General features: G+C 70.1%; 28 protein-coding genes and 1 tRNA gene. 18 read left to right on the top strand and 11 right to left on the bottom strand.

Annotated features, from left to right (window positions below; translation table 11 throughout):
* The first annotated feature begins 26 nt into the window (after positions 1-26).
* The 11 genes from AB0I67_RS00255 (at position 27) to AB0I67_RS00205 (ending at position 9,126) form a co-directional block, all read left to right on the top strand.
* The gene (locus AB0I67_RS00255; RefSeq protein ID WP_357915144.1) at positions 27-830 is read left to right on the top strand and encodes a thiopeptide-type bacteriocin biosynthesis protein; all 804 of its coding nucleotides are present in this window, start codon (positions 27-29) and stop codon (positions 828-830) included.
* A 31-nt stretch (positions 831-861) separates the two neighbouring features.
* Complete coding sequence (locus tag AB0I67_RS00250) at positions 862-3,342, top strand: lantibiotic dehydratase (protein ID WP_357915141.1); 2,481 nt, start codon at positions 862-864, stop codon at positions 3,340-3,342.
* A 17-nt stretch (positions 3,343-3,359) separates the two neighbouring features.
* Positions 3,360-3,497, top strand: a complete 138-nt coding sequence (locus AB0I67_RS00245) for a hypothetical protein (RefSeq protein ID WP_357915138.1) — start codon at positions 3,360-3,362, stop codon at positions 3,495-3,497.
* A 14-nt stretch (positions 3,498-3,511) separates the two neighbouring features.
* The gene (locus AB0I67_RS00240; RefSeq protein WP_357915135.1) at positions 3,512-3,643 is read left to right on the top strand and encodes a hypothetical protein; all 132 of its coding nucleotides are present in this window, start codon (positions 3,512-3,514) and stop codon (positions 3,641-3,643) included.
* 44 nt (positions 3,644-3,687) lie between these two features.
* Complete coding sequence (locus AB0I67_RS00235; protein WP_357915132.1) at positions 3,688-3,822, top strand: hypothetical protein; 135 nt, start codon at positions 3,688-3,690, stop codon at positions 3,820-3,822.
* 18 nt (positions 3,823-3,840) lie between these two features.
* Complete coding sequence (locus AB0I67_RS00230; protein ID WP_357915129.1) at positions 3,841-3,975, top strand: hypothetical protein; 135 nt, start codon at positions 3,841-3,843, stop codon at positions 3,973-3,975.
* Positions 3,976-3,991: 16 nt separating this feature from the next.
* The gene (locus AB0I67_RS00225) at positions 3,992-4,120 is read left to right on the top strand and encodes a hypothetical protein (protein ID WP_357915126.1); all 129 of its coding nucleotides are present in this window, start codon (positions 3,992-3,994) and stop codon (positions 4,118-4,120) included.
* A 14-nt stretch (positions 4,121-4,134) separates the two neighbouring features.
* Positions 4,135-4,278: a hypothetical protein gene (locus AB0I67_RS00220; RefSeq protein WP_357915123.1), complete on the top strand. Its 144-nt coding sequence runs from the start codon at positions 4,135-4,137 to the stop codon at positions 4,276-4,278.
* A 120-nt stretch (positions 4,279-4,398) separates the two neighbouring features.
* Positions 4,399-5,505: a lanthionine synthetase LanC family protein gene (locus AB0I67_RS00215; protein WP_357915120.1), complete on the top strand. Its 1,107-nt coding sequence runs from the start codon at positions 4,399-4,401 to the stop codon at positions 5,503-5,505.
* Positions 5,502-7,295: an ABC transporter ATP-binding protein gene (locus tag AB0I67_RS00210; protein WP_357915117.1), complete on the top strand. Its 1,794-nt coding sequence runs from the start codon at positions 5,502-5,504 to the stop codon at positions 7,293-7,295. Before AB0I67_RS00215 ends, AB0I67_RS00210 begins: the two co-directional genes overlap by 4 nt.
* Positions 7,288-9,126 (top strand): ABC transporter ATP-binding protein, encoded by a 1,839-nt coding sequence (locus AB0I67_RS00205; RefSeq protein ID WP_357915114.1) that lies wholly within the window; start codon positions 7,288-7,290, stop codon positions 9,124-9,126. The genes AB0I67_RS00210 and AB0I67_RS00205 overlap by 8 nt, the downstream gene beginning before the upstream one ends.
* On the opposite strand, the gene AB0I67_RS00200 is transcribed toward AB0I67_RS00205, so the two are convergent.
* Entirely contained in the window at positions 9,101-9,484 is a 384-nt protein-coding gene (locus AB0I67_RS00200; protein WP_357915111.1) for a hypothetical protein, read from the bottom strand. The genes AB0I67_RS00205 and AB0I67_RS00200 overlap by 26 nt on opposite strands.
* Positions 9,485-9,640: 156 nt before the next feature.
* Here AB0I67_RS00200 and AB0I67_RS00195 point away from each other — a divergent pair, with 156 nt between their 5' ends.
* The 3 genes from AB0I67_RS00195 to AB0I67_RS00185 are packed head-to-tail and all read left to right on the top strand — an operon-like array spanning position 9,641 to position 12,322.
* The gene (locus tag AB0I67_RS00195) at positions 9,641-10,567 is read left to right on the top strand and encodes a DUF5996 family protein (RefSeq protein ID WP_357915108.1); all 927 of its coding nucleotides are present in this window, start codon (positions 9,641-9,643) and stop codon (positions 10,565-10,567) included.
* A complete protein-coding gene (locus AB0I67_RS00190) occupies positions 10,564-11,049 on the top strand; it encodes an ion channel (RefSeq protein ID WP_357915105.1) in 486 nt (161 codons plus the stop codon). Before AB0I67_RS00195 ends, AB0I67_RS00190 begins: the two co-directional genes overlap by 4 nt.
* A gap of 49 nt (positions 11,050-11,098) precedes the next feature.
* The gene (locus tag AB0I67_RS00185; RefSeq protein ID WP_357915102.1) at positions 11,099-12,322 is read left to right on the top strand and encodes a hypothetical protein; all 1,224 of its coding nucleotides are present in this window, start codon (positions 11,099-11,101) and stop codon (positions 12,320-12,322) included.
* A gap of 108 nt (positions 12,323-12,430) precedes the next feature.
* Here AB0I67_RS00185 and AB0I67_RS00180 read toward each other — a convergent pair whose 3' ends face one another.
* A complete protein-coding gene (locus AB0I67_RS00180) occupies positions 12,431-13,366 on the bottom strand; it encodes an ATP-dependent DNA ligase (RefSeq protein ID WP_357915099.1) in 936 nt (311 codons plus the stop codon).
* Between the two features lie 173 nt (positions 13,367-13,539).
* On the opposite strand from AB0I67_RS00180, the gene AB0I67_RS00175 reads away from it, so the two are divergent.
* Both AB0I67_RS00175 and AB0I67_RS00170 read left to right on the top strand, forming a co-directional pair.
* Positions 13,540-14,370, top strand: a complete 831-nt coding sequence (locus AB0I67_RS00175; RefSeq protein ID WP_357915096.1) for a nitroreductase/quinone reductase family protein — start codon at positions 13,540-13,542, stop codon at positions 14,368-14,370.
* 37 nt (positions 14,371-14,407) lie between these two features.
* Positions 14,408-14,890: a hypothetical protein gene (locus AB0I67_RS00170; RefSeq protein WP_357915093.1), complete on the top strand. Its 483-nt coding sequence runs from the start codon at positions 14,408-14,410 to the stop codon at positions 14,888-14,890.
* Between the two features lie 46 nt (positions 14,891-14,936).
* Here AB0I67_RS00170 and AB0I67_RS00165 read toward each other — a convergent pair whose 3' ends face one another.
* Positions 14,937-16,682 (bottom strand): bifunctional metallophosphatase/5'-nucleotidase, encoded by a 1,746-nt coding sequence (locus AB0I67_RS00165; protein ID WP_357915090.1) that lies wholly within the window; start codon positions 16,680-16,682, stop codon positions 14,937-14,939.
* A 107-nt stretch (positions 16,683-16,789) separates the two neighbouring features.
* On the opposite strand from AB0I67_RS00165, the gene mshD reads away from it, so the two are divergent.
* Positions 16,790-17,698 carry a mycothiol synthase gene (gene mshD, locus AB0I67_RS00160; RefSeq protein WP_357915087.1) on the top strand — a complete coding sequence of 303 codons (909 nt, stop codon included), beginning with the start codon at positions 16,790-16,792 and terminating at the stop codon, positions 17,696-17,698.
* Between the two features lie 34 nt (positions 17,699-17,732).
* Here the strand turns inward: mshD and AB0I67_RS00155 are convergent, their stop codons facing one another.
* From AB0I67_RS00155 to dcd, 3 genes are all read right to left on the bottom strand, one after another.
* The gene (locus AB0I67_RS00155) at positions 17,733-18,764 is read right to left on the bottom strand and encodes an inorganic phosphate transporter (RefSeq protein WP_357915084.1); all 1,032 of its coding nucleotides are present in this window, start codon (positions 18,762-18,764) and stop codon (positions 17,733-17,735) included.
* Positions 18,765-19,382: a DUF47 family protein gene (locus AB0I67_RS00150; RefSeq protein ID WP_357915081.1), complete on the bottom strand. Its 618-nt coding sequence runs from the start codon at positions 19,380-19,382 to the stop codon at positions 18,765-18,767.
* A gap of 221 nt (positions 19,383-19,603) precedes the next feature.
* The gene (gene dcd, locus AB0I67_RS00145; protein ID WP_357915078.1) at positions 19,604-20,179 is read right to left on the bottom strand and encodes a dCTP deaminase; all 576 of its coding nucleotides are present in this window, start codon (positions 20,177-20,179) and stop codon (positions 19,604-19,606) included.
* An 80-nt stretch (positions 20,180-20,259) separates the two neighbouring features.
* Here dcd and AB0I67_RS00140 point away from each other — a divergent pair.
* A tRNA-Gly gene (locus AB0I67_RS00140) sits at positions 20,260-20,333 on the top strand.
* 110 nt (positions 20,334-20,443) lie between these two features.
* On the opposite strand, the gene AB0I67_RS00135 is transcribed toward AB0I67_RS00140, so the two are convergent.
* Genes AB0I67_RS00135 through AB0I67_RS00115 form a run of 5 tightly spaced genes read right to left on the bottom strand, consistent with a single transcriptional unit; the run spans position 20,444 to position 24,999 of the window.
* Entirely contained in the window at positions 20,444-21,610 is a 1,167-nt protein-coding gene (locus AB0I67_RS00135) for a tyrosine-type recombinase/integrase (protein ID WP_357915075.1), read from the bottom strand.
* Positions 21,610-21,858 (bottom strand): excisionase family DNA-binding protein, encoded by a 249-nt coding sequence (locus AB0I67_RS00130; protein ID WP_357915072.1) that lies wholly within the window; start codon positions 21,856-21,858, stop codon positions 21,610-21,612. Before AB0I67_RS00130 ends, AB0I67_RS00135 begins: the two co-directional genes overlap by 1 nt.
* Positions 21,855-23,435 (bottom strand): replication initiator, encoded by a 1,581-nt coding sequence (locus AB0I67_RS00125; RefSeq protein ID WP_357915069.1) that lies wholly within the window; start codon positions 23,433-23,435, stop codon positions 21,855-21,857. The genes AB0I67_RS00130 and AB0I67_RS00125 overlap by 4 nt, the downstream gene beginning before the upstream one ends.
* Entirely contained in the window at positions 23,432-23,584 is a 153-nt protein-coding gene (locus AB0I67_RS00120; RefSeq protein ID WP_357915066.1) for a hypothetical protein, read from the bottom strand. The genes AB0I67_RS00125 and AB0I67_RS00120 overlap by 4 nt, the downstream gene beginning before the upstream one ends.
* Positions 23,581-24,999 carry an FtsK/SpoIIIE domain-containing protein gene (locus AB0I67_RS00115; protein ID WP_357915063.1) on the bottom strand — a complete coding sequence of 473 codons (1,419 nt, stop codon included), beginning with the start codon at positions 24,997-24,999 and terminating at the stop codon, positions 23,581-23,583. The genes AB0I67_RS00120 and AB0I67_RS00115 overlap by 4 nt, the downstream gene beginning before the upstream one ends.
* Positions 25,000-25,025 lie beyond the last annotated feature (26 nt).

Genomic DNA, 25,025 nt, shown 5'->3' with positions numbered 1-25,025 from the left:
TAAAGACCCCGGCCGACAGTACTCATGTGCGACTGATCGAACCGAAGGCCCCGCCGGAGCACTGGCTCCAGTACGGACTCAAGACCCACCGCGACGTGTACGCGGAGCTGGAGTCCCTCGCGCGCCCCGCGCTCGCCGAGGGGTCGGCGACCGAGTTCTTCTTCATGCACAAGGCCCCCGGGCTCCGCATCCGCTTCCAGGCCGCTCCCGGTTTCGGCGACCTGGTGACCGAGCGGCTGGCCGGCTGGCAGCAGGAGGGCCTGATCGAGCAGTGGCGTCACGGCGTCTACGAGCCGGAGACCTACCTGTTCGGCGGCGAGTCCTCGATGCGCAGCGTGCACCGGGTCTTCACCGCCGACTCGCTGGCCTGGCTCGGCTTCCACCGCCTGGACGCGCCCGGCCCGGCGTGGGCGATGTCGCTGCTCATGATCCAGTCGCTGCTGGCCACGCTGAAGGTGGTCGGCTGGGAGGACCTGGACGTCTGGGACCGGCTGCGCCGCCACGGCCGTGCCGCCCCCGGCGCGCTGGACGACCCCCGGGTCAAGACCCTCGCCGCCGCCCTGCGCTCGGCCTGGCCGTCCAGGGAGAAGCTGGCCGCCAAGCTCTCGCCCGAGGCGATCGCGCTGGCAGAGGAGTACGACGCGGCGGTGCGCGAGGAAGGACCTCGCTGGTTCGAGGAGTACTTCGAGAGCGGCCACGCCCTCATCGGACCGCGCGAGGTCGCCGCCTTCGTGATCATCTTCCACTGGAACCGCGCGCGGCTCCCCGGCGCCCGGCAGTCCCTCCTCACCGAGGCCCTGCTGATCCGTGGCGTGGAGGGCAGCGTATGAGCCGCCTGACCTGCCGGGCGGGGGCGGCCGGATGAGCGCCCTGCTCCGGATCGCCGGGCTGCCGATCAGCACGTGGCTGGCCGGCTCGGCCCCCGCCCTCTTCGACCTGCTCCGCACGCTGGACCAGGCCGAGACCCGCTACCGCGAGCACGCCGCCGCGCTCGCCGACCGGCTGGCCGAGCTCGTCCCGGCCCTGGCCGTCGCCGAGCGCCGCCTGATCCTGTCCGTACGGCGAAGCCTCCACCAGGGCAGACACCCCGCCGTCACCGGCCTGCGCCCGATCGTCCCCGACGCGCTGCAGCCCGCCCTCGACGAGCACGAACGCCTCTCCGGCCTGGTTCACGACCTCGGCCGGCAGGCCGCCCGCCACCTCGACGCCGAGCACGAGCGCCTGCTGTCCCTGCCCTGGGACCTGATCGGCGCCCGCCTCACCCACGACCGCGAGAGCTTCGACATCGCCGCCGACATCCGCCGCCGCCTGGCCGCCGGCGAGCCCTGGACCTCCAAGCGGCTCCGGCGCAGCAGCGAGTACCTCTGGCGCATGATCGCCCGCGGCACGGTCAAGACCACCCCGCGCGGCTGGCTCGGGCACGTCGCCCTGCTCCACCTCGCCGACGTGGAGACGCACGGCGTCGCCGGGCAGATCTCGGTGTCCGACGAGGCCGCCGTCGAGTGGACGCAGAACGTGCACACCCACCGGGTCGACCTGGCCGGCGCCGAACCGCTCGACCCCGAGCACCTGATCTCGCTCACCCCGCTGCACTGGCTCGACGACGGCCGCCTGGCCATCTGGACCCGCGACACCACCAAGCCGGGCTCGCGCGACATGATGACCTGCAAGGTCCGCCTGGCCGCCGGCCTCGACCGGATCGTCGAGACCCTCGGCCCGCGCGCCCGCACCGTCGGCGACCTGACCCGCGAACTGCCCCAGGTGTCGCCCGCCTTCCTCGGCAAGCTCGCCCGGCGCGGCATCCTCGACGTGTCGGCTCCCCCGCACCGGCAGCGCCGTCCCTGGCGGACGATCACCGAGCAGGAGACGCCGCCCGAGACCGGCTTCGTGGACGTGTACCGGCGGGCGAACGAGCCCCTGTCGGCCGACCTGGCGACGCTGCAGCACGCCTTCGAGCAGTGCCGGCGGATCCACGCGCTGATCAAGGCCGAGCATCCGCAGACGCCGCCCGCCTTCCTCGACCGCCTCGGCGAGCAGCCGCAGCCGCTCATGGACGTCTTCGTGGCCGAGGCCGCCGGCCGGGTCGAGCAGGAGTCGCTGGCCTCGCACGGACGCAAGAGCGGCTGGCCGCCCGCGACCAGCCCCGACTCGGCCTACGGCCGGCTCCTCGCGCTGATCGCCGCGGCCGACGGGCCCGTGGACATCGGCGCCGGCCTCCTCGACGAGCTGGGCGCCCCGCAGGCGCCGCTCACCTGGCCGACCGACGTCATGCTCAGGCCGCTGGCCTCGGGCGGGTGGGTGCTCGACGGGTCCGGCCCGGCCGGCGTGCTCGACGCCCGCTTCGTCGACGCCCTGCGCTGGCTGCACGGCTCCGTGCCCGCCGCCGACCACTACCGGGCCTTCCTCGACGAGCTGGACCGGCTGACCGGCCTGCCCTCGGTGGAGGTGCTCTACCCGCCGCTGTCCGAACGGGCCGCCAACGCCGTCCGCCGTCCCCGCTACACCAGGCTGTGGACCGGCGACCCGTACTGCGGGCAGTACTGGCCCTCCTGGGACCCCGACGGCTTCCTCCCCCTGGGCGAACTCACCGTCCACCAGGCCGACGGCCGGGTCGTCATCTCCCACGCCGGCCGCCCCGTGCGCATCGTCCAGCACGTCACGCGCACCGCCACCGCGCCCTGGACCGTGCTCACCGAGATCCTCAACGCCGACTCCATGGCGCGGGCCTCGCACACCCGGCGGCTCGGCTTCTCCCTCGCCGCCCACCCCGGCCGCACCTTCGTACCCCGGATCACCGTGGCCGGCGCCCTCGTCGTCTCCCCCGCCCAGTGGTCCCTCGACCCCGCCCGCCTCGCCTTCCTCGGCGGCGACGCGCTGTCCGAACTGCGCGCCCTCGACCGGCTGCGCACCGAACTCGGCCTGCCCCGCTGGGTCTTCCTCTCCCACCACCAGTACGGCACGCAGCCCGTCGGCTGCGACCTGGAAAGCGTCCGCGCCCCTCGAGTCCTCGACCAGATGCTCAAGGCCCTGGCCAAGGCCGACTCGGAACCCCGGCGCCTGATCATCACCGAGATGATCCCCTCCCCCGACGCCCTCCCCGTCCGCGCCGCCACCGACCCGGTCGCCGCCGAACTCATGATCCGCCTGCCGTACGACCTCTCCCCCCAGGACCTGGCCGCCCGAGCCGTGTCAGCCCAACCGCAGAGGAGGCTCCCCATGCCCGACCCCATCACCCCCGAACCCGACGACGTCGACGACCTCATCGACGACCTGGAGCTCCACTCCTCCCCGGCCATCGAGGAAGCCACCGTCAACTGCACCCGGATCTGCCCGTTCGGCTAATCGAAAGGACCCGCGTCATGTCAGACAACCCCGCACCCGAGCCCGAGGACCAGGTCGACGAACTGATCGACGACCTGGAAGTCCACGCAGTCCGCGAGGGCGGATCGCTGTCCGTCGAGTGGTGCGTCACCATCCTGGGCTGCGAGCCGGGCTGAGCAGGGCGGACCTCATGTCAGACCGCCCCACGCCCGACGAGGAGCAGGTCGACGAGCTCATCGACGAGCTCGAGACCCACTCCACCGCACCGGTCGCGTCCGAGTTCACCCGGGACTGCACCGCCCTCACCTGGGACTGCGGATAGCCCACCCAAGCCCCCGTCACACCCACAACCGAAAGGAAAACCCCATGTCCGAGAACACCGCACCCGAGCCCGGCCAGGACAAGGTCGAGGAGCTCATCGACGACCTCGAGGTCCACGCCATCCGCGAGGGCGGCACCGTCACCGAGGACTGCAACCTCACCAGCACCTGCAACTGCTGAAACCGAAGGGAAACCACCATGTCTGAGAACACCGCACCCGAGCCCGGCCAGGACCAGGTCGAGGAGCTCATCGACGACCTCGAAGTGCACGCTGTCCGCGAGGGCGGCACCGTCACGGAGGACTGCCAGGTCACCAACACCTGCAACTGCTGAGCAGGGAAGGCGCACCGTGTCCGAGAACACCGCGTCCGAGCCGGGTCAGGAGCAGGTCGACGAGCTCATCGAGGACCTCGAACTCCACGCCCTGCCGGTCGGCAGCGACGACACCAACAACTGCACCCACACCTGTCCCTGCTGATGAGGGGATTCTCGATGGCCGAGCAGACCACGTCCGAGGACCACACCGAGGTCGAGGACTCCGGTGACGATCTGGAGATCCACGCCGCACTGCCGGTAGAACCCGAGCTGGTGGTGGTGCGGAAGCAACAGCCTCCGCACCGCACCTCGCTGATCTGATCAGCCGGCCTCACCCAAGGGACGGCACCCCCTGAGCCCCGTCCCTGATCCACCCAGGAAGTGATGGCGGCGCACCCCCTCTGCGCCGCCATCCTCTGCGAAAGGCCCCCCATGCCCCACGTGACGGAACGATCACCCAGCCTGGCGCGCCTCGGACGGCTGCTGGGCGAGCTCCCGCAGGTCGCACCCGACGCGGCCATGGCGATCGTCGGCGGGGCGCTGTCCGGGCCGGACGCCACTCGTGCCCTGACCTCATGGCTGCGCGGGCTGAAGCACGCCCCGCGTGGGCTGGGCCTCTTCGGCGGGTCCGCCGAACGCCTGCTCAACCTGCGGATCGCCGCGACCGCCCTGCCCAAGCTGGCCGTACCCGCCGCCGCGCAACGCGAGGCGCTGGTCGCGCAGTTGGCCACCACGACCTGGCGCGACAGCGAGGTCGGCTGGGCGGACTACGACCTGATCGTGGGCCCGTCGGGCACCCTGGTGGCGCTGGCCTCCGATCCGGAGGTGCCCGCCTCGGTACGAGCGCCCCTGACCGGCCACCTGCTCGGGCTCTGCGCCGCACCGGACCTGGCGCGGCTGCGAATCGGCGCGCAGCAGGACGACCACCTGCGCCGGTGGAACATCGGCCACGTCAACCTCGGCCTGGCGCACGGCCTCCCCGGCATCATGATCGCCCTGTGCGCCGCGGCGGAGGCCGACGGGCTGAGCGACGAGCTGGCCACCACCCTGGCCCGCCTCGCCGGCCGCCTGATCGCCGAGTGCCGCCCTGACGGCCGCGGCGTCTACGCCTGGCCGCACGCGAGCGGCGTCGAGTTCCCGAGCCGCCCGCTCCAGGCCTGGTGCTACGGCTGTCCGAGCAACGCGTGGGTGGTGTGGGAGACCGCCCGGGTCCTCGGCGATCCCGAACTGGCCTCCTTCGCGCTCGAAGCGGCGGCCTCCTTCGTCACCGCCTACGACGACGAGCGAGACCTGCGGAACCTGGCCATCTGCCACGGCGCCGCCGGCGTTCTGCTGGTCTTCGACGCCTTCGCCCGGCACACCCCGCTCGCCGGGGCCCAGGCGCTGGCCGCCCACCTGCACGGCTACCTGCTCGACCGGCACGAGGAGGTCGCCGAGCTGGCGGCCACCGACTGGTCGTTGATGAACGGCGCCGGCGGCGTGCTGGCCGCCCTGCTGACCGTGGAGGGGGGCGACCGCCGATGGCTGGCCACGCTGGGGCTGCGATGAGCGCCGACACGACCAAGAACCACACCAGCGTGCTGGCCGTGGTCCGCGCGCTGCCCAAGGTGTCCCCGGGGCTGACCGCGGCGCTGTCGTTCCTGGTGGTGCTGGACGCGCTGCTCAGCGCGGGTTTCATCCTGGCGAGCGGCGCTCTGGTGGCGGAGCTGGCAACGCGCTCGGGCGCGGTGGGCTGGTACCTGGCCGCCCTGGGGACGATCTACGTGCTCCGGCTGGCGCTCGACCCGGTCGAGACCGCGCTCGGCAACTCGCTGGCCCGCCGTTTCACCGCGATGCTCAACCAGACCACCCTGGAGGGCACGCTGCGGCCGATCGGGATCGAGCATCTCACCGATCCGGTCGTCTCCGACCGCATTCAGCTCGCGCAGGGCCTGAACACCGGCTACCCGCCGGGCAACGCGGTGACCTCGCTGGCGCGGCTGGTCTCCAGCCGGCTGGGCGGGCTCGCCGCGGCGATCACCCTGGCCACGGTCGAGTGGTGGTTGCCGTTCCCGCTGGCCGCGGTGTGGATCCTGCTGTCCCGCTGGCGGCTGCGCGACCTGAAGCAGACGGTCGCCGCGAGCTCCGGGACGATGCCCCGGCTCCGGCACGCCGCCTACGCCAGGGACCTGGCCATCGGCGACGCCGCCGCGAAGGAGATCCGCGTCTTCGGCTGGCAGGACTGGCTGCTCGACCGGTTCACCCGGGCCTGGCACGAGGGCACCGGCACGGCGGGGAGCATGGGCAGCACCCTGGTGAAGACGGCCAGCCTCGCGCTGGTCGGGGCCGCGCACGTCGCAATCTTCCTCTACCTGGCTTTCGCGGTCGCCGGCGGCCGGCTCGGGGTCGAGTCGATCGTGGTCGCGCTCCAGGCGATCACCGGGCTCTCGCTGCTGGGCTTCCTGGGTGACGTGCAGTGGATGTTGACGCATGCCAGCACCGCCGTCCCCCACGCGGTGGCCGTCGGGCGGCTCGGCGTCGAGGCCGCGCATCGGCGGCCTGCCGTACAGCCCGGGGAAGGGGTGCCCACGCAGGGCATCCGGCTGGAGAACGTCAGTTTCGGCTACCCCGACCGTCCCGTGCTGCAGGGGCTCGATCTCGACATCCCCGCCGGGACGTCGCTGGCCATCGTCGGGGTCAACGGCGCGGGCAAGAGCACGATCGTCAAGCTGCTGTCGCGCCTGTACGAGCCGGACAGCGGCCGGATCACCGTCGACGGCACGGACCTGCACGAACTGGACGCCAAGGCGTGGCGCAGGCAGCTCGCGGTGGTCTTCCAGGAGTTCCTGCGCTACGAGCTGCCTTTGCGCGACAACGTGGGCTTCGGCCGGCTCGACGCCGACCGGTCCGATGCCGCGCTGGAGCGGGTGGCCGCGATCTCGGGGCTCGACCAGGTGCTCCCCCGGCTGGCCGCGGGCTGGGACACGCCGCTGAGCCGCCGGTTCGAGGGCGGCACGGACCTGTCCGGCGGGCAGTGGCAGCGGGTGGCGCTGGCCCGCGCGCTCCTGGCGGTCGAGCACGGCGCGAAGGTGCTCGTCCTCGACGAGCCCACCGCCAACCTCGACGTCCGCGCCGAGGCCGAGATCTACGAGCACTTCCTCGACCTCACCCGCGGCCTCACCACGATCCTCGTCTCCCACCGCTTCGCGACGGTACGGCTGGCCGACCGGATCTGCGTGCTCGACGGCGGCCGGGTGGTCGAGTACGGCTCGCACGACGAGCTCATGGCGCTCGGCGGCCAGTACGCCCACATGTTCACCCTGCAGAGCGCACCGTTCCGGGAGGCGCACCGTGTCTGAGCTGGTCGACGACCGCATGACCCCGCGCAAGCTGGCGCGCAGCACCGCCCTGCTGATCGGCGCCGCCTTCCGCGCCGACCCGCGCAAGGCCCTGCTCGTGCTGGCGCTGACGCCGGTGAGCGGGGCCATCGCCGCGGTGACCGCGATCGGGCTGCGCCTGATGGTGGACTCGGCGACCGCCGCCGACCTGGCCGGCATGACGAGCGCCGCCGCGTTGCTGGCCGGCGCGCTGGTCGTCGCGTTCCTGGCCGGCACGCTCGTCGCCGAGGCGCGCATCCAGTTGCAGTTGCGCGTCGGGCTCGTCCTCGACCAGCGCATCATGACCCTCTGCGGCTCGCTGCCCCAGCTCGACCACCACGAGAACCCGGCCTACCAGGACCGGCTCGACCTGCTGCGCAACCACCGGCAGGGCCTCGGCGGCGCGTTCGGCATCATCGTGGAGAACGCGCGCACCCTCATCACCTTCGGCCTGACCGTGTCCCTGCTGATGAGCGTCCGCCCCGAACTGCTCTTCCTGGTGCTGCTCGCCTTCCCGACCGTCCTCGCGGTACGGCGCGGCGAGCGCGCCACGGCCCGGGCCGAGGAGCACACCACCGAGCCCAACCGGCTGCGCAAGGCCCTGTTCACCCTCGTCACCTCGCCCCTGTCGGCCAAGGAGATCCGCGTCTACGGCCTGCAGGGCGAGCTCGCCGAACGCCACCGCGACCTCCAGGAGCAGGTCGACGGCCCCAAGCGCCGCGCGGAGTGGCGGAGCGCGCTGTGGACGAGCGGCGGCTGGACCCTGTTCGGGCTCGGCTTCGCCGGCGCGCTCTACCTGGTCGTCTCCGCCGCCCTCGCCGGCAAGGCCACCCCGGGCGACGTCGTGCTCACCCTGTCGCTCGGCTCGCAGCTCACCTCGAACGTCTCCGGCATGATCACCATGCTGTCGTTCCTGCAGCGCTCGGTCCGCACGGTGGGCTACTACCTGTGGCTCGACGACCACGCCAAGGCCGTGGTCCAGGCGCGGAACGGCTCGGCCGTGCCGCCGCCGCCCGGGCACGACCTCGTGCTCGACCGTCTCACCTTCAGCTATCCCGGCGCCGCGCGGCCCATCCTGGACGACCTGTCCCTGCGCCTGCCCGCCGGGAGCACCGTCGCCATCGTGGGCGAGAACGGCGCGGGCAAGACCACGCTGGTCAAGCTGCTGTGCCAGATGTACCAGCCCACCTCGGGCCGGATCACCTACGCCGGGCGGGACATCACCGACTACGACCTCCAGGCCTGGCGCCGCCGTACGACCGCGTGTTTCCAGGACTACCTGCGCCCCGAGTTCCTGCTGCACGAGTCGGTCGGGCTCGGCGACCTGCCCCGGATCGACGACCTGCCCGCGGTCGAGGCCGCCCTCGACCGGGCCGGCGCCGCCGCCATCCCCGGCCTGCTCCCGCAGGGCCTGCAGACCCAGCTCGGCGCCACCTTCCCCGGCGGCACCGACCTGTCCGGCGGGCAGTGGCAGAAGCTCGCCATGGCCAGGGCCGGTCTGCGGGAGGCCCCGCTGCTCCGCGTGCTGGACGAGCCGGCGGCCAATCTGGACCCGGCCGCCGAGTACGAGATCTTCCGCAGCTTCCAGGAGACCGCCGCGCGGTCGGGGGACGGGACGATCACCGTCTTCGTCTCCCACCGCTTCGCCACCGTCCGCAGCGCGGACCTGATCGTGGTGCTGGACGACTGCCGGATCCGCGAGGTCGGCAGCCACGCCGACCTGATGGCCGCCGGGGACCTCTACGCGACCCTGTACGCCCTGCACGCCAAGGGCTACCAGGAGTCGGCTAGCGCTTCAGCGGCCACGCCATGATCAGCACCTCCGGCTGCGCGCCGCTCCGCACGTAGGCGCGCAGCCGGTAGCGCCCCGGCCCACCCACGGTCACATCGCCCAGCAGCTCCCCGCCGTCGCCGAAGAACTCCACCACGCCGGTCCGGCTGCGGAAGGAGAGCTCCCCCGAGCGCGTCCACCCCTTGAGCGCCGGTGGCCGGCTCCGGTGCGCCTCGCCCGTCACGCAGACCGGCCCCGCCTGCTCGCCGCCCCAGGTCAGATGGACGGTCCCCGTCCCGGCACGCAGGAACCGGCCGGAGTGGTCGAGCGCGCCGTACCCCGCCTCCCACGCCTGGATGCCGCCGGTGTCCACCCACATCACCGCCCACGACCGCCGCACCCCCGCCACGGTCGGCCCGCGACGCGGGCACGTCCCCTTGGCCGCCGCCATAAGCGCGACATGGTGCCGCAGTTTACGGCTCCGTCGATGTGCTGACCGCATGGCAGGCCTGCGACCTGGGCACGATGGCCAGGAAGGACGATCGAGGAGACCGCCATGCAGCTCTTTCCCGCCATGCCGTACGAAGACTGGCTGGAGACCAAGGACACCATGCACCGCTTCACCCAGATCGTGGGCAAGGTGCGCCTGGCGGCGAGTCCGAGGCGGAACCACTGGTGGAACGTCCCCTTCCACCTGACCGGGCGGGGGCTGACGACCCGGCCGATGGGCGGGCCGACGGACCAGTTCTGCATCGACTTCGACCTGGTCCGGCACCGGCTGGTGGTGGACAGGGGTGACGGCAGGAGTGCGGAGTTCGCGCTGGTGGGGCAGTCGGTGGCGAGCTTCCACGCCAGCCTGTTCGAGATCCTCGACGACTTCGGGATCGACGTGGAGATCCAGGCGGTGCCGTTCGACCTGACGGATCGCACGCCGTTCGCGGAGGACACCAAGCACGCGGCCTACGACGCCGCGCTGGTCAACCGGTACTGGGTGATCCTGTCGCAGGTGGCGAGCGTGCTGGAGCGGTACGCGGCGGACTTCTGCGGCAAGACCAGCCCGGTGCACCACTTCTGGCACACCTTCGACCTGGCGGTGACCAGGTTCACCGGCAAGACGGTGGAGGTGTCGCCGGAGGCGGATCCGGTGACGCGGGAGGCCTACAGCCAGGAGGTGATCTCCGCGGGCTTCTGGTTCGGCGACGAGGAGCGGCCGTGGCCGGCGTTCTACTCCTACACCGCGCCCGAGCCGGCCGGCCTGGACCGGGAGCCGCTGTGGCCGGACTGGGCGGTGTGGATGCCGTCGCGCGGCAGCCATCTGGCGGTCCTGAAGTACGACGACGTGCGCGCGGCGGATGATCCGATCGCGACGGTGCTGGGCTTCCTGGAGAGCGCGTACAAGGCGGGCGCGCGGCAGACCGGCTGCGACGCGGCGGGGCTGGCGAGCATCGACGGGGTCACCGACCCCTATCTGCGTCACCGGTGAGGCGCGCGGTCCGGATCTGGGGGCGGGCGCTCGCCGCGACCGTGCTCGTGCTCGGCCTGTACTTCTTCACGCCACTGCCCGGCGGCGGGGAGAGCGCGACGGGGCCGGTGCGCTGGGTGGTCCTGGGGGCCAGCGTGGCGGGACTGGTGAGCCTGGTCGGCTTCCAGGTCAGAAGGGCGCTGGGCGCGGGCGGGCTGGCCGAGCAGATCGCCATGCTGCTCACACTGGTCCAGGTGGTCGCGGCGGGATTCGCCGCGCTCTACTTCACGCTGGCCGACCAGTTCGACGGCATCGAGACGCGGCTGGACGCGCTCTACTTCTCGGTGGTCACACTCTGCACGGTCGGGTTCGGGGACATCATCCCGATGGGTCAGGCGGCGCGGGCGGTCGTGAGCGTTCAGATGATCTTCGACCTGGTCATCGTCACCACCGGGATCTCCATCGTGGTGAACGCCTTCCGGCGCCCGGTGGCACGAAACTGACACAAGTCAACTCTGGTCAACCCGCACGTGCGCTGGCAGTGTCCAGTCCATGAAGTCTCCCTCCCCGTACGGCAGGCGGCACCCCCTGGCCGCCGCCGTCGTAGCCCTGACGATGGCGGCCACCAGCCTGTTAGCCGTCTCGGCCCCCGCCGGCGCGGCGACCACCGTTTCCACCGGCACGGTGGCCGACCCGGGCCGGTACAAGTCCGCCGATCCCGGCACGCAGGCCCTCATCGACGCGGTCCTCGCCAAGCTCCCGGCGGGCTGGGAAGCGTCGGCGAAGGCGGCCGCGGCCAAGGCCGGACGCACCCAGACCACCGGCCTGCGCGACAAGGCGATCAACCCCGACGACTACGAGTGCGAGGACACCGCCCTGGTGGCCTACGTCGACCAGCAGCTCGCCGGGGTGGACCCCAGCGCGTTGTTGCTGCTGTTCATGCTCGGCGTGCTCGACTACCCGACCTACGACGCCCTGCTCTTCGAGACCAGCGCGACGCCGCAGCACTTCGGCCGCTCGGGCGAGTACGACATCCCGATCACGCACAACATGCGCGACCTGCGCCGCTTCTGGGACATCCGCAACGACGACATCCAGCTCGTCGCCATGCACGGCTCGATGCTGCGGGACGTCAACCGGGTGGCCCGGATGGTCAAGATCTTCTTCGGCGTGGGCGACGCCCAGGCGCTGCAGCTCGCGCAGAGCATCATCGCGCTGATCGCGAGCCAGCCGACGTTGCGCAACGGCGACAACCCGATCTTCACCCTCAACGCCTTCGCCTTCACCGCCGAGGGCGAGACCGACCCGCTCTTCCAGGGCGTCCCGGACAAGATCGTCATGGGTGACGGGGTGCTGGAGGCGATGACCGCGCTCGGGCTCGGCGACATGGCGGCCAAGGCGATCCTGGCTCACGAGTACGGTCACCACGTCCAGTTCGAGAAGGGCCTGTTCGACAGCCCGCTGACCGGCCCGGAGGCCACGCGGCGGACCGAGCTGATGGCCGACGCGCTCAGCACGTACTTCCTGACGCACGCCCGCGGGCAGGCGATCAACAGCAAGCGGCTGCTGGCGGCCTCACGCTCGTTCTTCGAGGTGGGCGACTGCCAGTTCACCTCCAACGGCCACCACGGGACGCCGAACCAGCGGCTCCGCTCGGCCACCTGGGCGGCGGACGTGGCCAACTCGGCCCGGCCGCAGGGCAAGATCATGCCGTCGCTGACCTTCGCGGGGCTGTTCGACGCCAAGCTGCCCGAGCTGGTGGCGCCGGACGCCTGAACCGGTCCGGCGTAACGGCGGCCGGCCACGCACACCGGCCGGCCGTCTCCCTGGACAGGGCCCGGCCACGGTCGGTGGCTGGGCCTTGCCCATGCTTGCCGTACGAGATTATTCGCCGCGCGCCCGCTTACGGCGCTTGCCCTCGTGCATGGCCTGCACCCGGGCGACGGGGATGGTGTGGCCCTCGGCGACGAGGTCGGCGGGCAGGTCCTGCGGGGCGGGCATGAGCTCCTGCCACGGGTCGCCGGCCAGGTCACGCACGGTGTGGACGGTGAAGTCGAGCGGCTTGACCCGGTCGAGCTCGTCCCAGGCGACGGGGAAGGAGACCGGCGAGCCGGGCCGGATCCGGGGGCTGTAGGCGGCGACGACGGTGGCGCCGCCGGCCCGGGTGGAGTCGAGGAAGACCCGGCCGCCACGGTCCTCGCGGATGAAGGCGGTGGTGGCGAGCTCGGGGTCGAAGCGCTCGGCCCGCGCGGCGAGGGCCCGGGTGGCGGCAGCGACGTCGTCGACGGGGATCCCCGGGGTGATCGGCACGAAGACGTGCACGCCCTTGGCCCCACTGGTCTTGACCGCCCCGGCCAGCCCGGCCTCGTCGAGCGCCCGCCGCACCAGATGAGCAGCCCGTACGGCAAGCGAGAAGCCCCCACCCTCGGGCGGGTCGAGGTCGAGGATGAGGTGCGTGAGCCGATCGCCCTGGAAGAGCGCGGGGTGGTACTCAACGGCCCGCTGGTTGCCGAACCAGAGCAGGGTCCGCCGGTCGTTGCAGAGCGCGTAGGAAACCTCGCGGTGGGAGGTCTCGGCCCAGTGCCGCACCCGCTCGACCCAGGCGGGGGTGTACTTGGGCAGGTTCTTCTGCATGAAGGGCGGCTGCCCCGGCCGGACCCGGATGACCGAGAGCGGCCGGTCGGCGAGCACGGGCAGCAGGCGGGACGAGGCCGCGTCGAGGTAGTCGAGCAGGTCGCGCTTGGTGGCCTCGGACCCGTCGAACAGCGGCCCGTCGAGGTTGGTGAGCGAGACCCCGTCCCGCGTTTCATCGCCGCTCATCCCATTAGCCTAGATCGTGAATCAGCGGCTACTGTGGAAGACGTGACTGCCGGGTCGGCCTTGGGCCATACACGAGTCGGGTTCCCGGCCGCTGCGTGATGCGGCGGCGGGCGCGCGGACCGCCCACGCACTTCTCCCTTTCCAGCGAGATAACCCCTTTCTGACATGGAGAAGTGTTGTTCAACCAACAGATCATTGACGAGTTCCGCGCCAACCGCGGTCAGGTGGGCGGCCCGTTCGAGGGCGGCCGGCTGATCCTGCTCACCACGAAGGGCGCCAAGTCGGGCGCACCGCACACCACTCCCCTGGGCTTCCTGCCGGACGGCGCCGAGCGCATCCTGGTGATCGCCTCGGCGGGCGGGTCGCCGACCAACCCGGACTGGTACCACAACCTGCTCGCCGAGCCGACGGCGACGGTCGAGACCGGCTTGTTCACCTATGAGGCCGCGGCGACGGTGTTGTCCGGCGAGGAGCACGAGCAGGCCTGGGCTCGGGCGGTCGAGGTCGACCCGGGCTGGGCGGAGTACCAGGCCAAGGCGGGCCGGCCGATCCCAGTGGTGGCGCTGACCGCGGTGTCCTACGACGGCCCGCCGCCGGGCCGCTCGTTCGGCGAGGCGCTGCGCACGATCCACGACGGGTTCCGGCGCGAGCTGGCGCTGGTGCGCGCGGAGGTGGCGGCCTCGGGCGGGGCGACGCTGGGCGCGCAGCTCCGGATCAACTGCCTGACGATGTGCCAGGGCCTGCACGTCCACCACACCAAGGAGGACGAGGGGCTGTTCCCGGCGATGCGCGCGCAGGGACCGCACATGGAACCGGTGATGGACCGCCTGGACGAGGAGCACCGGCGGATCGCCGAGCTCCTGGCCGAGCTGGAGCGGGCGCTCGACGCGGACCGGGAGACGGTGCTCGCCGAGGTGACCCGGCTGACCCGGGAGGTCGAGCGGCATCTGGACTACGAGGAGGAGCAGCTCATCCCGATCCTGGACGCCGCGGCCGGTCACTGACAGAAGATGGCAGTGACCGGCGGCGAGGATACCGGTCATGAGCATCGAGAACGACGGCCGGCACGACTTCGACTTCCTGCGCGGGCGCTGGCACATCCGCAACCGCTACCTGGCCAAGCGGCTCCAGGACAGCACCGAGTGGCTGGAGTTCGAGGCGACGGGTGAGCTGCACCAGACGCTGGGCGGGCTGGGGAACGTGGACACCTTCTCCACGCCGGCCGGAGCGGACGGCCTGCCGTACGAGGGGATGACGGTGCGGGTGTTCGAGCCGGAGACCCGGTTGTGGAGCATCTACTGGGCCTCCGACCGGACCGGGCGCCTGGAGCCGCCGGTGCGCGGGCGCTTCGAGGACGGCCGCGGCGAGTTCGTCGGCGAGGACGTGCTGGACGGCCGGCCGATCGTGTGCCGGTTCGTCTGGTCGGAGATCACCGGCGACTCGGCGCACTGGCAGCAGGCCTTCTCCGCGGACGGCGGGGCGACCTGGGAGACGAACTGGCACATGTTCTTCACCCGCCGATGAGAAAGCGGCCCGTGCCACAGGGGCACGGGCCGCTTCACGGCGAGAGTTACTTGATGATGGTGATCCGGCCGCCGGCGGGCGGCGCGACCGGGGAGTTGGCGGTCAGGTAGGCCGAGAAGGCGTCCAGGTCGACCGGGCCGCTGAACAGGTCGGTGGACTCGGTGAAGACCGAGAAGCCGTCACCGCCGCCCATCAGGAAGTTGTTCGCCGCGATCTTGATGGACTGCGTCGGGGTGACGTCCTGGCCGTTGATCTTGATGTTCGACACCCGCTGGCCGACCGGCTTGGTGGTGTCGAAGGTGTAGGTCAGCGACGAGGAGACCTGCAGGATGCGGTGGGTGACGGTGCCGTTCGGCGCGACACTCCAGACCTGCTGCTCCAGCAGCCGCTTGAGCTGGTCGCCGGTGTAGGTCTTGACCTGCACGATGTTGCCGAAGGGCTGGACGGCGAAGGCCTCGCCGTAGGTGACCACACCGGGGCCCTCGCTGCCGCTCTGCTCGAAGCGCAGGGCCGTGCGGATGCCGCCGGGGTTCATGAGCGCGATCTGCGCGCCCGTGGACTGCACCGCGGCGAGCTGCGAGTCGGCGATGACGCTGCCGAGCGGAGTCTCCGGGTTGGCCTTGGCGGGCGAGGTGTTGTCGACCGAGTTGGACAGGTCCGCGGTGATCTTGCCGATCGGCTTGTTGGCGACCGGGCCGACCTTCTCCTTCCAGTAGGAGACGGCGGTGTCGATCTTGTCGTGGGGGGTGATCGACGGGCGGATCACGTGGTTGTCCGCGGTGACGGTCGAGCGGATGACGTCGCGGGTGCGCTTGTCGACCTGGAAGTCGATCTGGGTGAGCACGCGGCCGAAGGAGGAGCCCTGCGTGTACAGGCGCTGCTGGCCGGCCGGGTCCGGCGTCTTGCAGATGTAGGCCTGGTGCGAGTGGCCGCTGACGACCACGTCGATCTCGGGCGCGGCGGCACTGGCGATGCGCGAGCCGGCGCCGACGACGACGGGGCAGGCGTCCGGGCTCTGGCCCTGGGTGACCTGGTCGCCCTCGTGCATGAGGATGACCTGGGCCTTCACGCCGCGCGCGGTCAGCCACCTCGAGGCCTTGTTGGCCGCGGCGACCTCTTCGGTGAACTGCAGGCCCTTGATGCCCTCGGCGGTCACGATGGTCGGGGTGGTCGCGGTGACCAGGCCGATGAAGCCGACCTTCACCCCGTTGATCGTCTTGATGTAGACCGGGGGCAGCGCGTAGTCGCCGGTCGCTTCCTTCAGCACGTTCGCGGCGAGGAAGTCGAAGCTCGTGCCCTTCCACTCGCCGCGCGGCGAGCACCCGTCGACCGGGTGGCAGCCGCCGTCCATGACGCGCTGCAGCTCGGTGTAGCCCTCGTCGAACTCGTGGTTGCCGGCCGCGGAGGCGCGCAGGCCGATCTGGTCGAGGATCTCGAGCGTGGGCTCGTCGTGGTAGGCGGCCGAGATCAGCGGGGAGGCGCCGATCAGGTCGCCCGCGGCGACGACCGCGGTGTTCCTGGTGCGCAGCTCCTCGATCTTGGTCGCGAGCCGGGCGACGCCGCCGGCGCCTTCCACGACGACGCCGTTCTCGTCGGTGATGCGGCCGCTGGAGCCGGTGGGGGCCTCCAGGTTGCCGTGGAGGTCGTTGATGGTGAGCAGCCGGACCGGGACGGTCCTGGTCGGCTTGGCCTTCTCGGCGGGACCGGCGGTCGCGGGGACCGTCGCGAGCGCGAACCCGCCAGCGGCCACAGCTCCGGCCACGGCGAGCCGGAGGAGGGTACGAGGCATCATGCGGGAGACGTTACGGCCCCCAGACAAGCATGAAGCGTCGCAAAGGTAACGATTCATCGGTGCTGCTTATGGCCATGTTTGCCAGTCCGCCGCCTAGAGTGCGAGCTGTGGCAGAAGACGTGAAGATCAGGGAACGACTTGATGACCGGGAAATCGCCGCAGTCCTGAGTGTCGTGGACGAGGCGACCGAGCGCGACGGGGTCCGGCCGCTCAACGAGCACGTGATGTTGCACCTGCGCTACGGCGGCGACGACCGGGCGCGCTCGCTCTTGCTCTACGACGGGGACGCCTTGGCCGGTTACGCCCACGTGGACCCGACCGACGAGGTCGAGGGCCCGAGCGGCGAACTGGTGATCCGGCCCCGTTTCCGAGGCCAGGGGTACGGCAGGCGGTTGCTGCGGGCCATGCTGGAGGAGACCGGCGGGCAGTTGCGGTTGTGGGCGCACGGCGGGCTGCCCGGCGCGCAGGCGCTGGCCACCTCGATGGGCCTGGAACGGGTCCGCTCGTTGTGGCAGATGCGCCGCTCCCTTTACGCGCCGCTCGGCGCGGTCGAGTTGCCCGACGGGGTACGGCTGCGCACCTTCGTGCCCGGTCAGGACGAGGAGGCGTGGCTGAAGGTGAACGCCGCGGCCTTCGCGCACCACCCCGAGCAGGGCGCCTGGACGTTGGAGGACCTTGCGCGGCGGGAGCAGGAGCCGTGGTTCGACCCGGCCGGGTTCTTCCTGGCCCTGCGCGGCGACCGGCTGGTCGGCTTCCACTGGACGAAGATCCACGGCTCCACCGAGCACGGCCACGAGCCGATCGGCGAGGTGTACGTGGTGGGGGTGGACCCGTCCCAGCAGGGCACCGGGCTGGGCAAGGCCCTGACCGTGGCCGGCTTGTGCCACCTTCGGTCGAGAGGCCTCGCCCAGGCGATGCTCTACGTGGACGAGGCCAACCCTTCGGCGATCCGGCTCTACACCGGGCTCGGGTTCAGCCGGTGGGACGTGGACGTCATGTACTCCACGCCCCGCTGACCGGCTGCTACCCGACCACCCAGCCGACCGGCTGCTATTCGACCATCCAGTAGAGCGGGAAGAACACCAGCGCGGCGACGAACGCGGCGGCCGGGATCGTCAGGACCCAGCCGGTCACGATGTTGCCCGCCACCCCCCAGCGCACCGCCGACAGGCGCTTCGTCGCACCCACACCCATGATCGCGCTCGTGATCGTGTGCGTGGTGGAGATCGGAGCGCCGAAGCCGATGGCCGCGCCGTACAGGACGGTGGCCGCCGCCGACTCGGCGGCGAAGCCCTGCGGCGGGTCGAGGGCGATGATCCGGCGGCCCAGCGTGCGCATGATGCGCCAGCCGCCGGCGTAGGTGCCCAGCGAGATCGCCCCGGCCGCGGCCAGGATGACCCACTGCGGGATGGCGTCGTTCTCCCCGACGTACCCGCCGACGAAGAGGGCGAGGAAGATCACGCCCATCGTCTTCTGGGCGTCCTGGAGACCGTGCCCGAGCGCCATGGCGGCGGCGCTCACCGTCTGGGCGTAGCGGAAACCGCGGTTGGCCTTGCCCGGCTGCGCGTTGCGGAACACCCAGTAGATGCCGATCATGATCAGCGCGGCGAGGGTGAAGCCGACCAGCGGGGAGAGGATCATCGGGATGACGACCTTCTCCAGGATGCCGACCCACAGCACCGTGCTCTCCTGACCGGGCGGAGCCGGCACCAGGGCCGAGGCCAGCGCCGAACCCACCAGGCCGCCGATCAGCGCGTGGCTGGAGGAGGACGGCAGGCCGAAGTACCAGGTGATCAGGTTCCAGGTGATCGCGCCGATCAGTCCGGCAGCCACGATGACCAGTCCGTGGTTGCCCGAGGGCGTGGTGATGATGCCCTTGCCCACGGTCTGGGCGACCTGCGTGCCGAGGTGGGCGCCGATGAAGTTCATCGCCGCCGCCATGAACAACGCGGCCCTGGGAGTCAGCGCCCGGGTCGAGACCGAGGTCGCGATGGCGTTGGCCGCATCGTGGAAGCCGTTGGTGTAGTCGAACACCAACGCCACGATGACCACGCCGATGACGAGGGCGAGCGTGAGAGACACTTAGCTTTCCTTGACCGCGATCGACTCGATCGTGTTGGCCACGTGCTCGAAGGCGTCGGCGGCCTCCTCCAGCCGGTCGATGACCTCCTTCATCTTCATGACGGTGAGCGCGTCGTACTCACCGCTGAAGAGCTTGGCCAGCAACCGCCGGTAGACCTGGTCGCCCTGGTTCTCCAGGCGGTTGACCTCGATCCAGTACTCGTTCAGGTTCTTCATCGAGCGCAGCCGGGGCATGGCCTCGGCGGTCAGCTCGGCTGCCCGCTCCAGCACCTCGACCTGGCGGACGACGTCCTTCGGCAGGTGCTCGATCTGGTACAGGACGATGAGGTCGGAGGCCTCTTCCATGAAGTCCATGACGTCGTCGAGGTTGCTCGCGAGGCGGTAGATGTCCTCGCGGTCGAACGGCGTGATGAAGCTCTCGTTCAGCCGGTTCATGATCGCGTGAGTGCGCTCATCACCGGCGTGTTCGCAGGCGCGCATCTTCTCGGCCAGGGCTTCCCTGTCCGAGCCGTCGCTGATGATCTCCACCAGCAACCTCGATGCGGTGACCAGGTTGTTCGCCGAGTCGGCGAACAGGTCGTAGTAGCTGTCCTCACGGGGCGTGAGACGCAGGCGCACGTCGATCTCCAGATGTGCGGGGATGGTCCGCAGAGAAGGGTACGGGTAGCCCGCGCAAACGCGAACTTCACCCACTCTTCTACCCCTGGCTACCCTCTGTGTGGTTTCTGAACACGCTCTTTAGCCGAGCCTTTAGGGGTTTCGGCCCGTCCAAGGCACCCACTCCCGTCAGCCGCTTTGCCTGTTGTTCACCTGTTGTTCATCTTCTGGACGGCAAGAATTCAGATAACGGTCCGGTGGAAGTTCAGATACGACCGGCTCGGGGTGGGTCCCCGCTGGCCCTGGTACCGCGAGCCGTACAGTGACGATCCGTAAGGATGCTCCGCCGGCGAGCTCAGCCTGAACAAGCAGAGCTGCCCGATCTTCATCCCCGGCCACAGCTTGATCGGCAGCGTCGCCACGTTCGACAACTCCAGCGTCACGTGCCCCGAGAACCCCGGGTCGATGAACCCCGCCGTGCTGTGCGTCAGCAGCCCCAGCCGGCCGAGGCTCGACTTGCCCTCCAGCCGCGACGCCAGATCGTCCGGCAGCGTCACCACCTCGTAGGTGCTCGCCAGCACGAACTCCCCCGGATGCAGGATGAACGGCTCATCCCCCTCCGGCTCGACCAGCCGGGTCAGATCCGGCTGCTCCGTCGCCGGATCGATGTGCGGGTAGCGGTGGTTCTCGAAGACGCGGAAGAACCTGTCCAGGCGCACGTCCACACTGGACGGCTGCACCATCGTCTTGTCGAACGGATCGACCACCAGACGTCCGGCATCGATCTCGGCGAGGATGTCACGATCGGATAGCAACACGGTGAGCAACTTACCGTGTGGGAGTTGTTGGCTTGGCGTGGCGCTGGAATCCGCTAGAGTGGGGGCGCGGCTCCGGCCATGCGGGTGTAGTTCAATGGCAGAACATCAGCTTCCCAAGCTGACAGCGCGGGTTCGATTCCCGTCACCCGCTCCACATGTAGAAGCCCAGGTCGGGATAGGCTTCCCGGGCCTGGGCTTTGATCTTGCTGGGGCTTGATTTCGCTGTCGTGCCAGATTCGTGCCAGAACAGTTGATCTTGGCGCTTCAACCGACCGGCGCGAGGGCTTCCGGAGGGCCGTTGTCGCCGTCGTCCTTGGGCTTGAGGCCTTCCTTGACGATCTCGCCGAGGGCATCCGCGATCGCTCGGTCGCGGTCCTTGGCGGCGTGTAGATAGATCATCGCGGCCTTGGTGCTCGTGTGGCCCATCCGCGCCATGAGCTCCTTGAGCGACGCTCCGGTCATGGCGGCCAGGGTGTTGCCGGTGTGGCGAAGGTCATGCACGTGAATTGCCGGAAGCTTGGCCTTCTTGATCGCCTTGGCCCAGATCTTGGTGAAGGCGCTACGGCGGAGCTGAGCGCCGTGCTCGCCAATGAAGACGAGGCCGTCAGGCTCTTGCTCGCTGAAGCGCTGGAGGTGCCACGTCAGGTCGCTGATGATGACCTCTGGCAGAGTGACGACGCGTACCCCGGCATCGGTCTTGGGGCGTCCGGTGATCAGCTCGCCGGACTTCATCTCGGAGACCGATTCCTCGATCCGGACTGTCCGCGCGTCGAGATCGAGGTTGTGCTGTCGCAGGGCCGCCAGTTCGCCCCACCTCAGACTGCCGAAAGTCGCGAGGAGGACCAGGGCGCGGAACCGAGGTGGTACGGCTGACGCCAGCTCGAAGACCTGCGGCACAGTCAGCACGGGCCGTTCCTCGGGGCGTTCGACCCCGGCATTCTTGATCTTGCACGGGTTCTTCTTGATCAGCTCGTCCTCAACGGCGGTGTTGAGGACTCCACGCAGCAGCCGGTACGCCTTGGCGACGGTCGAGGAGCCCGGTCCATCGTTCGTGAGCTGGGTGTGCCACTGCCGGATGAGGCGCGCGGTGATGTCGACGAGCAGCTTGTCGCCGAGGGTTGGGTTGATGTGGAGTCGGAGAAGGCCCTCGTAGAGCTGAACCGTCTTGGGACGGAGGGTTCTCTCGGTCATCCAGGTTGCCGCGTAGTCGCGGAAGGGGATCTTCCCCGCGTCCGGGTCGGTCCATTCCTGGTTGATGATCTCCGCTTCCTTCTTGGAGAGCCAGATCTCAGCGTCGGTCTTGGTGGCGAAGGTGTTGGGCGCGGTGTGTTCCTGGTCATCGGGGCCGGTGTAGCGGGCCTGGAAGCGTCCGGACGGAAGCTTGCGCACCGCCCCGAAACGACGGCGGTTGCCCTTGTTGTTGCCGCCCATCAGGCAGCCCTCCTCTTGCGAGTGGTGATCGGTTCGACGACACCGGCCCGGATGAACTCTTCGAGGGCCGACTCAGGGATGCGCACGTTTCGCCCCACGCGGACGAACGTGATCCGGCGCTCTGCGATGAGCCGCCGGGGGAACCTTGTCGAGGTGTTAAGCCTGATAGCCGCCTGTTTGACGGTGAGCAGGCGATCCTTGACGACGTCGGGGAGGGGCGTGGCCGGCCTTCTCTCGGTTCTACTCATGCCGCTCTCCCCTCTGGCGGTGCCTCAGTTGCCGAAAGAAGTTGGTCGAGGTGTGCTCGCCAGCGTTGGCGCTCTTTGATGGATCTCAGGAGGCGTACGGCCAGCGGTGGGATGTTGGCGTCGTTGGTGGGGACGGGTCGCCAGATGTAGCGGTGCGGGTCGGGTGTCTCGTCGGCCAGGCCGAGGGCTTCCATGACCCAGGTGCGGCGGTCTTGCTTGTGTTCGGCGAGGGTCTTGTTGCTCCACTTGCGGGAGACCAGGACGCGGCGTCCGGCGTAGCCGAGGTGTTCGGGCTTATGGGCCTTGGAGCGGCAGCAGCCAGGGATCATGCCAGCCTTGGCGCCCTTGGGCTGGATGCCGTAGCGGAGCCAGTTCGGGCAGGTGGGCGAGCAGGGTTCGTAGCGGAGCGCGTCGACGAAGCGGGCCGCGTGCTGGCCGTGGCCTTCGGCGGTGTCGCCGATGCTCTTGGTCAGGTACTTGGACAGGTAGCGGATGCACTGGTCGGCGTCCTTGGTGCCCGACAGGACGCCCTTGACGTCGACCTGATCGCCGAAGCGCACCACGTGCAGCGGTTCGGCCTCCTCGTCGGCGTCGATCTCGTCGAGGGCCTCGCCCCAGGTGAGGAGATATTCGCCCGTGTCGGGGTCGAGGTAGCCGTCTTCCGCCCAGACGGGCAGGTGGTCACCCTCGTAGATCACCTGATCTGCCTGGGGCCACCACACCTGGTGGTAGGTGGCGGCGGCTATCTGCTTGATCTCCGCGCGTGGGAGCGTTCCGCGGATGGCCATGTGCAGGTGCGGGGCGAGCCGCTTCTGTGGCTCCACGGTGGCGAAGTACTGCACGTCATAGCCCGCCACGCGGCGAAGGTTCTGCACGAAGCGGTCGACGAGCTTGGAGAAGTGCAGGGCGTCGCGGGCCGCGCGGGCGTAGTCGTACGTCTCGGGGTCGACCGGGGAGCCGTCGCGCACCTTGCCGTAGGACGGCAGCGTGAGCGTGACGAACAGCGAGGGCCGGTAGACCTTGCCGTCCGAGGCTGCGAAGGTGCGGCCGAGGGTGGTGCTGGTCATCTTGCGCTTGGGCAGGTCCGGGGCGTCCTGACGGCGCTTGGTGGAGCGGACCCGCTTGGGTGCCCTCCGGCCGAGGACGTGGCCGCGCATCCCGGCCTCGTTGATCTCGTGGTCGAGTCCGGTCAGGACGGCGTCCAGGTCGGTGGTGTCGTCACCGCGGCTTTCCGCCTCGTCGCGCTGGGCCTGCGTGTCGGCGCGGAACTCGATCAGCCAGCGCTGTTCGTCGGTGGCCTCGTCTGGCGTGATGATCGGTTCGGCGTCGAGGTGCCAGCCTTCCCGGCACTGGGCCATGCGGAGCTGCTTGTTGCGCTTGGCGCAGGGCGGACACTTGCTCTCCAGCGTCGAGCCGCACGGCACATCGATGATCTCGCTCTGTCCAGTCACGGTGTCGAGGCGCTTGAGCGGCACCGGGCGGATGCACACCCCGTGAAGCTTGGCGACCTCTTCCATGACCTCTCGGGCGAGGGGCTGAGCCATGCGGACGGCGCGTGGAGTCTTACGGTCGGTCATTCGTTGGACCTCCTTTCGTCGGGGACGGCGAGCGCGGCGGAGCCGCATTCTGTGCACTCGACCAGCGCGCGAACCGGGTCGAGCCAGAGGACATTGAGGGTCTGGCAGTCAGAGCAGCGCAGGCCGTCGAGGAAGTGGGCGAGGCTCATGCGGCCCTCCCGAAGAGTTCAACCATGTCGCGGATGTCGGAGTCGGAGACGTAGGCCGCACGGACGCGGATCGGGTCCGGCGAGGTTTCGAGCCGCATATAGGCCACACCCGCGCCCAGCTCCGGAACGGGCGAGATGTAGTCCGCGTGGGCGCCGCGATCACGGGCGCCATCACCGAGGACCATGGCCACTTGCTCGGACTCGTCGAGTCGGAGGGCGATCTTGTCGGGGAACAGGTTGCGGATGTTCATGACCTCCTTGCGGGGGTCCTGAAGGGCGGCCATGACGCCGACCCCGACCGAACGGCCCTGAGTGGCAAGGGTCGCCAGAGCGGCGGAGATGCGTTGCCGGAGTTGCTTGTCTTGTTGGTAGGCGGTCAGGAACGCCACCTCGTCGACGAGGACCAAGACGAACGGGTCTTCCACGGTCGCGACGTGGTTGCGCCGGTGGCCGGAGAAGCGGGCCGCGCGCTTCTGCATGACGCTCACTGCCTCATCGAGCAGCTCGGCACAGTCGGCAGGGCCAGCGGCGTACCGGCCTTGGAACAGCTCCCTGCCGAACGACAGCTCCATCAGCTTGGGATCGAGCGCCCAGACCTCAACCAGGCCCGCCATCATCGCCGGGAGCAAGCCGCGGATCGTGCTCCACAGGAACGAGCCCTTGCCGGCCCCAGTCGCGCCCGCGATGAGCACATGGGTCCCGTGGACCTTGAGCTTGAGCGGGGAGCCGTCTTCCTGCTTGCCGATCTCGACCGGCCCCACGGTCGGGATGCCGGGGATGGGTAGCGCCGGGATCGGGGAGGCCAGGGGATCGGTTCGTGGGAAGACGAGCAGCAGACGACCGCCCTTGATCATGGAGATGCGGCAGCTCGTCACCCCGAAGCCGTGGGCGAGGTTGTCGGTGCGGTCGGTCCAGTCCTTGACCGCCTGGCCCTTGAGCATCTTGACCGTGACCCGGTCGGCCCAGCCGTCACAGGTGACCTTGACGAGCCGAGGCAGGTAGCCGCGCCCGTGGACCCGCTTGGCCAGTCCGGAGACGTCCATGACGGATTGCCAGTGACGCCGATAGGTGGACATGAGCCGCCACCAGGCCAGCAGCCGGAGGCCTGCCCATCGGTTGAAGCTCGGGCGGTGCAGGAACGCCCAGGAAGCCAGGGCCAGGACGATGAAGCCGAGCAGGCTTGCGGCGTACGGCCAGCCGTACCGGGTCCAGGTGAGGCCGAGGGTGACGGGGACGGCGCAGGCGATCGGGTGTCGGTAGAGGGTGCGAACCAGCGCGATCAGCCCGCGCAGGCCGTAGAAGAGGAAGGTGAGGATCGCGGGGGTCTCGATGACCGCCGGTTTGAAGACCACTGCCGTGTCGGGAGTGGTGGAGACGATGCGGTGCGGCTCGTCGCCGGGCATCTTCTTGAACATTAGGCTGGAAACCTCTCGTGATTCGC

The sequence above is a fragment of the Nonomuraea sp. NPDC050310 genome, assembly GCF_040655795.1.
GTDB lineage: Bacteria > Actinomycetota > Actinomycetes > Streptosporangiales > Streptosporangiaceae > Nonomuraea.
Note: the sequence above shows the minus strand (reverse complement) of the source record. Positions and strands in the feature narration are given on the sequence as shown.

Bases quoted from the DNA above. Each gene is read 5' to 3' on its own strand.
- AB0I67_RS00165 (WP_357915090.1), bottom strand. From the start codon at position 16,682: ATGATGCCTCGTACCCTCCTCCGGCTCGCCGTGGCCGGAGCTGTGGCC.
- AB0I67_RS00250 (WP_357915141.1), top strand. From the start codon at position 862: ATGAGCGCCCTGCTCCGGATCGCCGGGCTGCCGATCAGCACGTGGCTG.
- AB0I67_RS00230 (WP_357915129.1), top strand. From the start codon at position 3,841: ATGTCTGAGAACACCGCACCCGAGCCCGGCCAGGACCAGGTCGAGGAG.
- AB0I67_RS00170 (WP_357915093.1), top strand. From the start codon at position 14,408: ATGAGCATCGAGAACGACGGCCGGCACGACTTCGACTTCCTGCGCGGG.
- AB0I67_RS00240 (WP_357915135.1), top strand. From the start codon at position 3,512: ATGTCAGACCGCCCCACGCCCGACGAGGAGCAGGTCGACGAGCTCATC.
- AB0I67_RS00130 (WP_357915072.1), bottom strand. From the start codon at position 21,858: ATGAGTAGAACCGAGAGAAGGCCGGCCACGCCCCTCCCCGACGTCGTC.
- AB0I67_RS00195 (WP_357915108.1), top strand. From the start codon at position 9,641: ATGCAGCTCTTTCCCGCCATGCCGTACGAAGACTGGCTGGAGACCAAG.
- AB0I67_RS00120 (WP_357915066.1), bottom strand. From the start codon at position 23,584: ATGAGCCTCGCCCACTTCCTCGACGGCCTGCGCTGCTCTGACTGCCAG.
- AB0I67_RS00135 (WP_357915075.1), bottom strand. From the start codon at position 21,610: ATGGGCGGCAACAACAAGGGCAACCGCCGTCGTTTCGGGGCGGTGCGC.
- AB0I67_RS00185 (WP_357915102.1), top strand. From the start codon at position 11,099: ATGAAGTCTCCCTCCCCGTACGGCAGGCGGCACCCCCTGGCCGCCGCC.
- AB0I67_RS00210 (WP_357915117.1), top strand. From the start codon at position 5,502: ATGAGCGCCGACACGACCAAGAACCACACCAGCGTGCTGGCCGTGGTC.
- AB0I67_RS00125 (WP_357915069.1), bottom strand. From the start codon at position 23,435: ATGACCGACCGTAAGACTCCACGCGCCGTCCGCATGGCTCAGCCCCTC.
- AB0I67_RS00115 (WP_357915063.1), bottom strand. From the start codon at position 24,999: ATGTTCAAGAAGATGCCCGGCGACGAGCCGCACCGCATCGTCTCCACC.
- AB0I67_RS00220 (WP_357915123.1), top strand. From the start codon at position 4,135: ATGGCCGAGCAGACCACGTCCGAGGACCACACCGAGGTCGAGGACTCC.
- AB0I67_RS00245 (WP_357915138.1), top strand. From the start codon at position 3,360: ATGTCAGACAACCCCGCACCCGAGCCCGAGGACCAGGTCGACGAACTG.
- AB0I67_RS00180 (WP_357915099.1), bottom strand. From the start codon at position 13,366: ATGAGCGGCGATGAAACGCGGGACGGGGTCTCGCTCACCAACCTCGAC.
- AB0I67_RS00235 (WP_357915132.1), top strand. From the start codon at position 3,688: ATGTCCGAGAACACCGCACCCGAGCCCGGCCAGGACAAGGTCGAGGAG.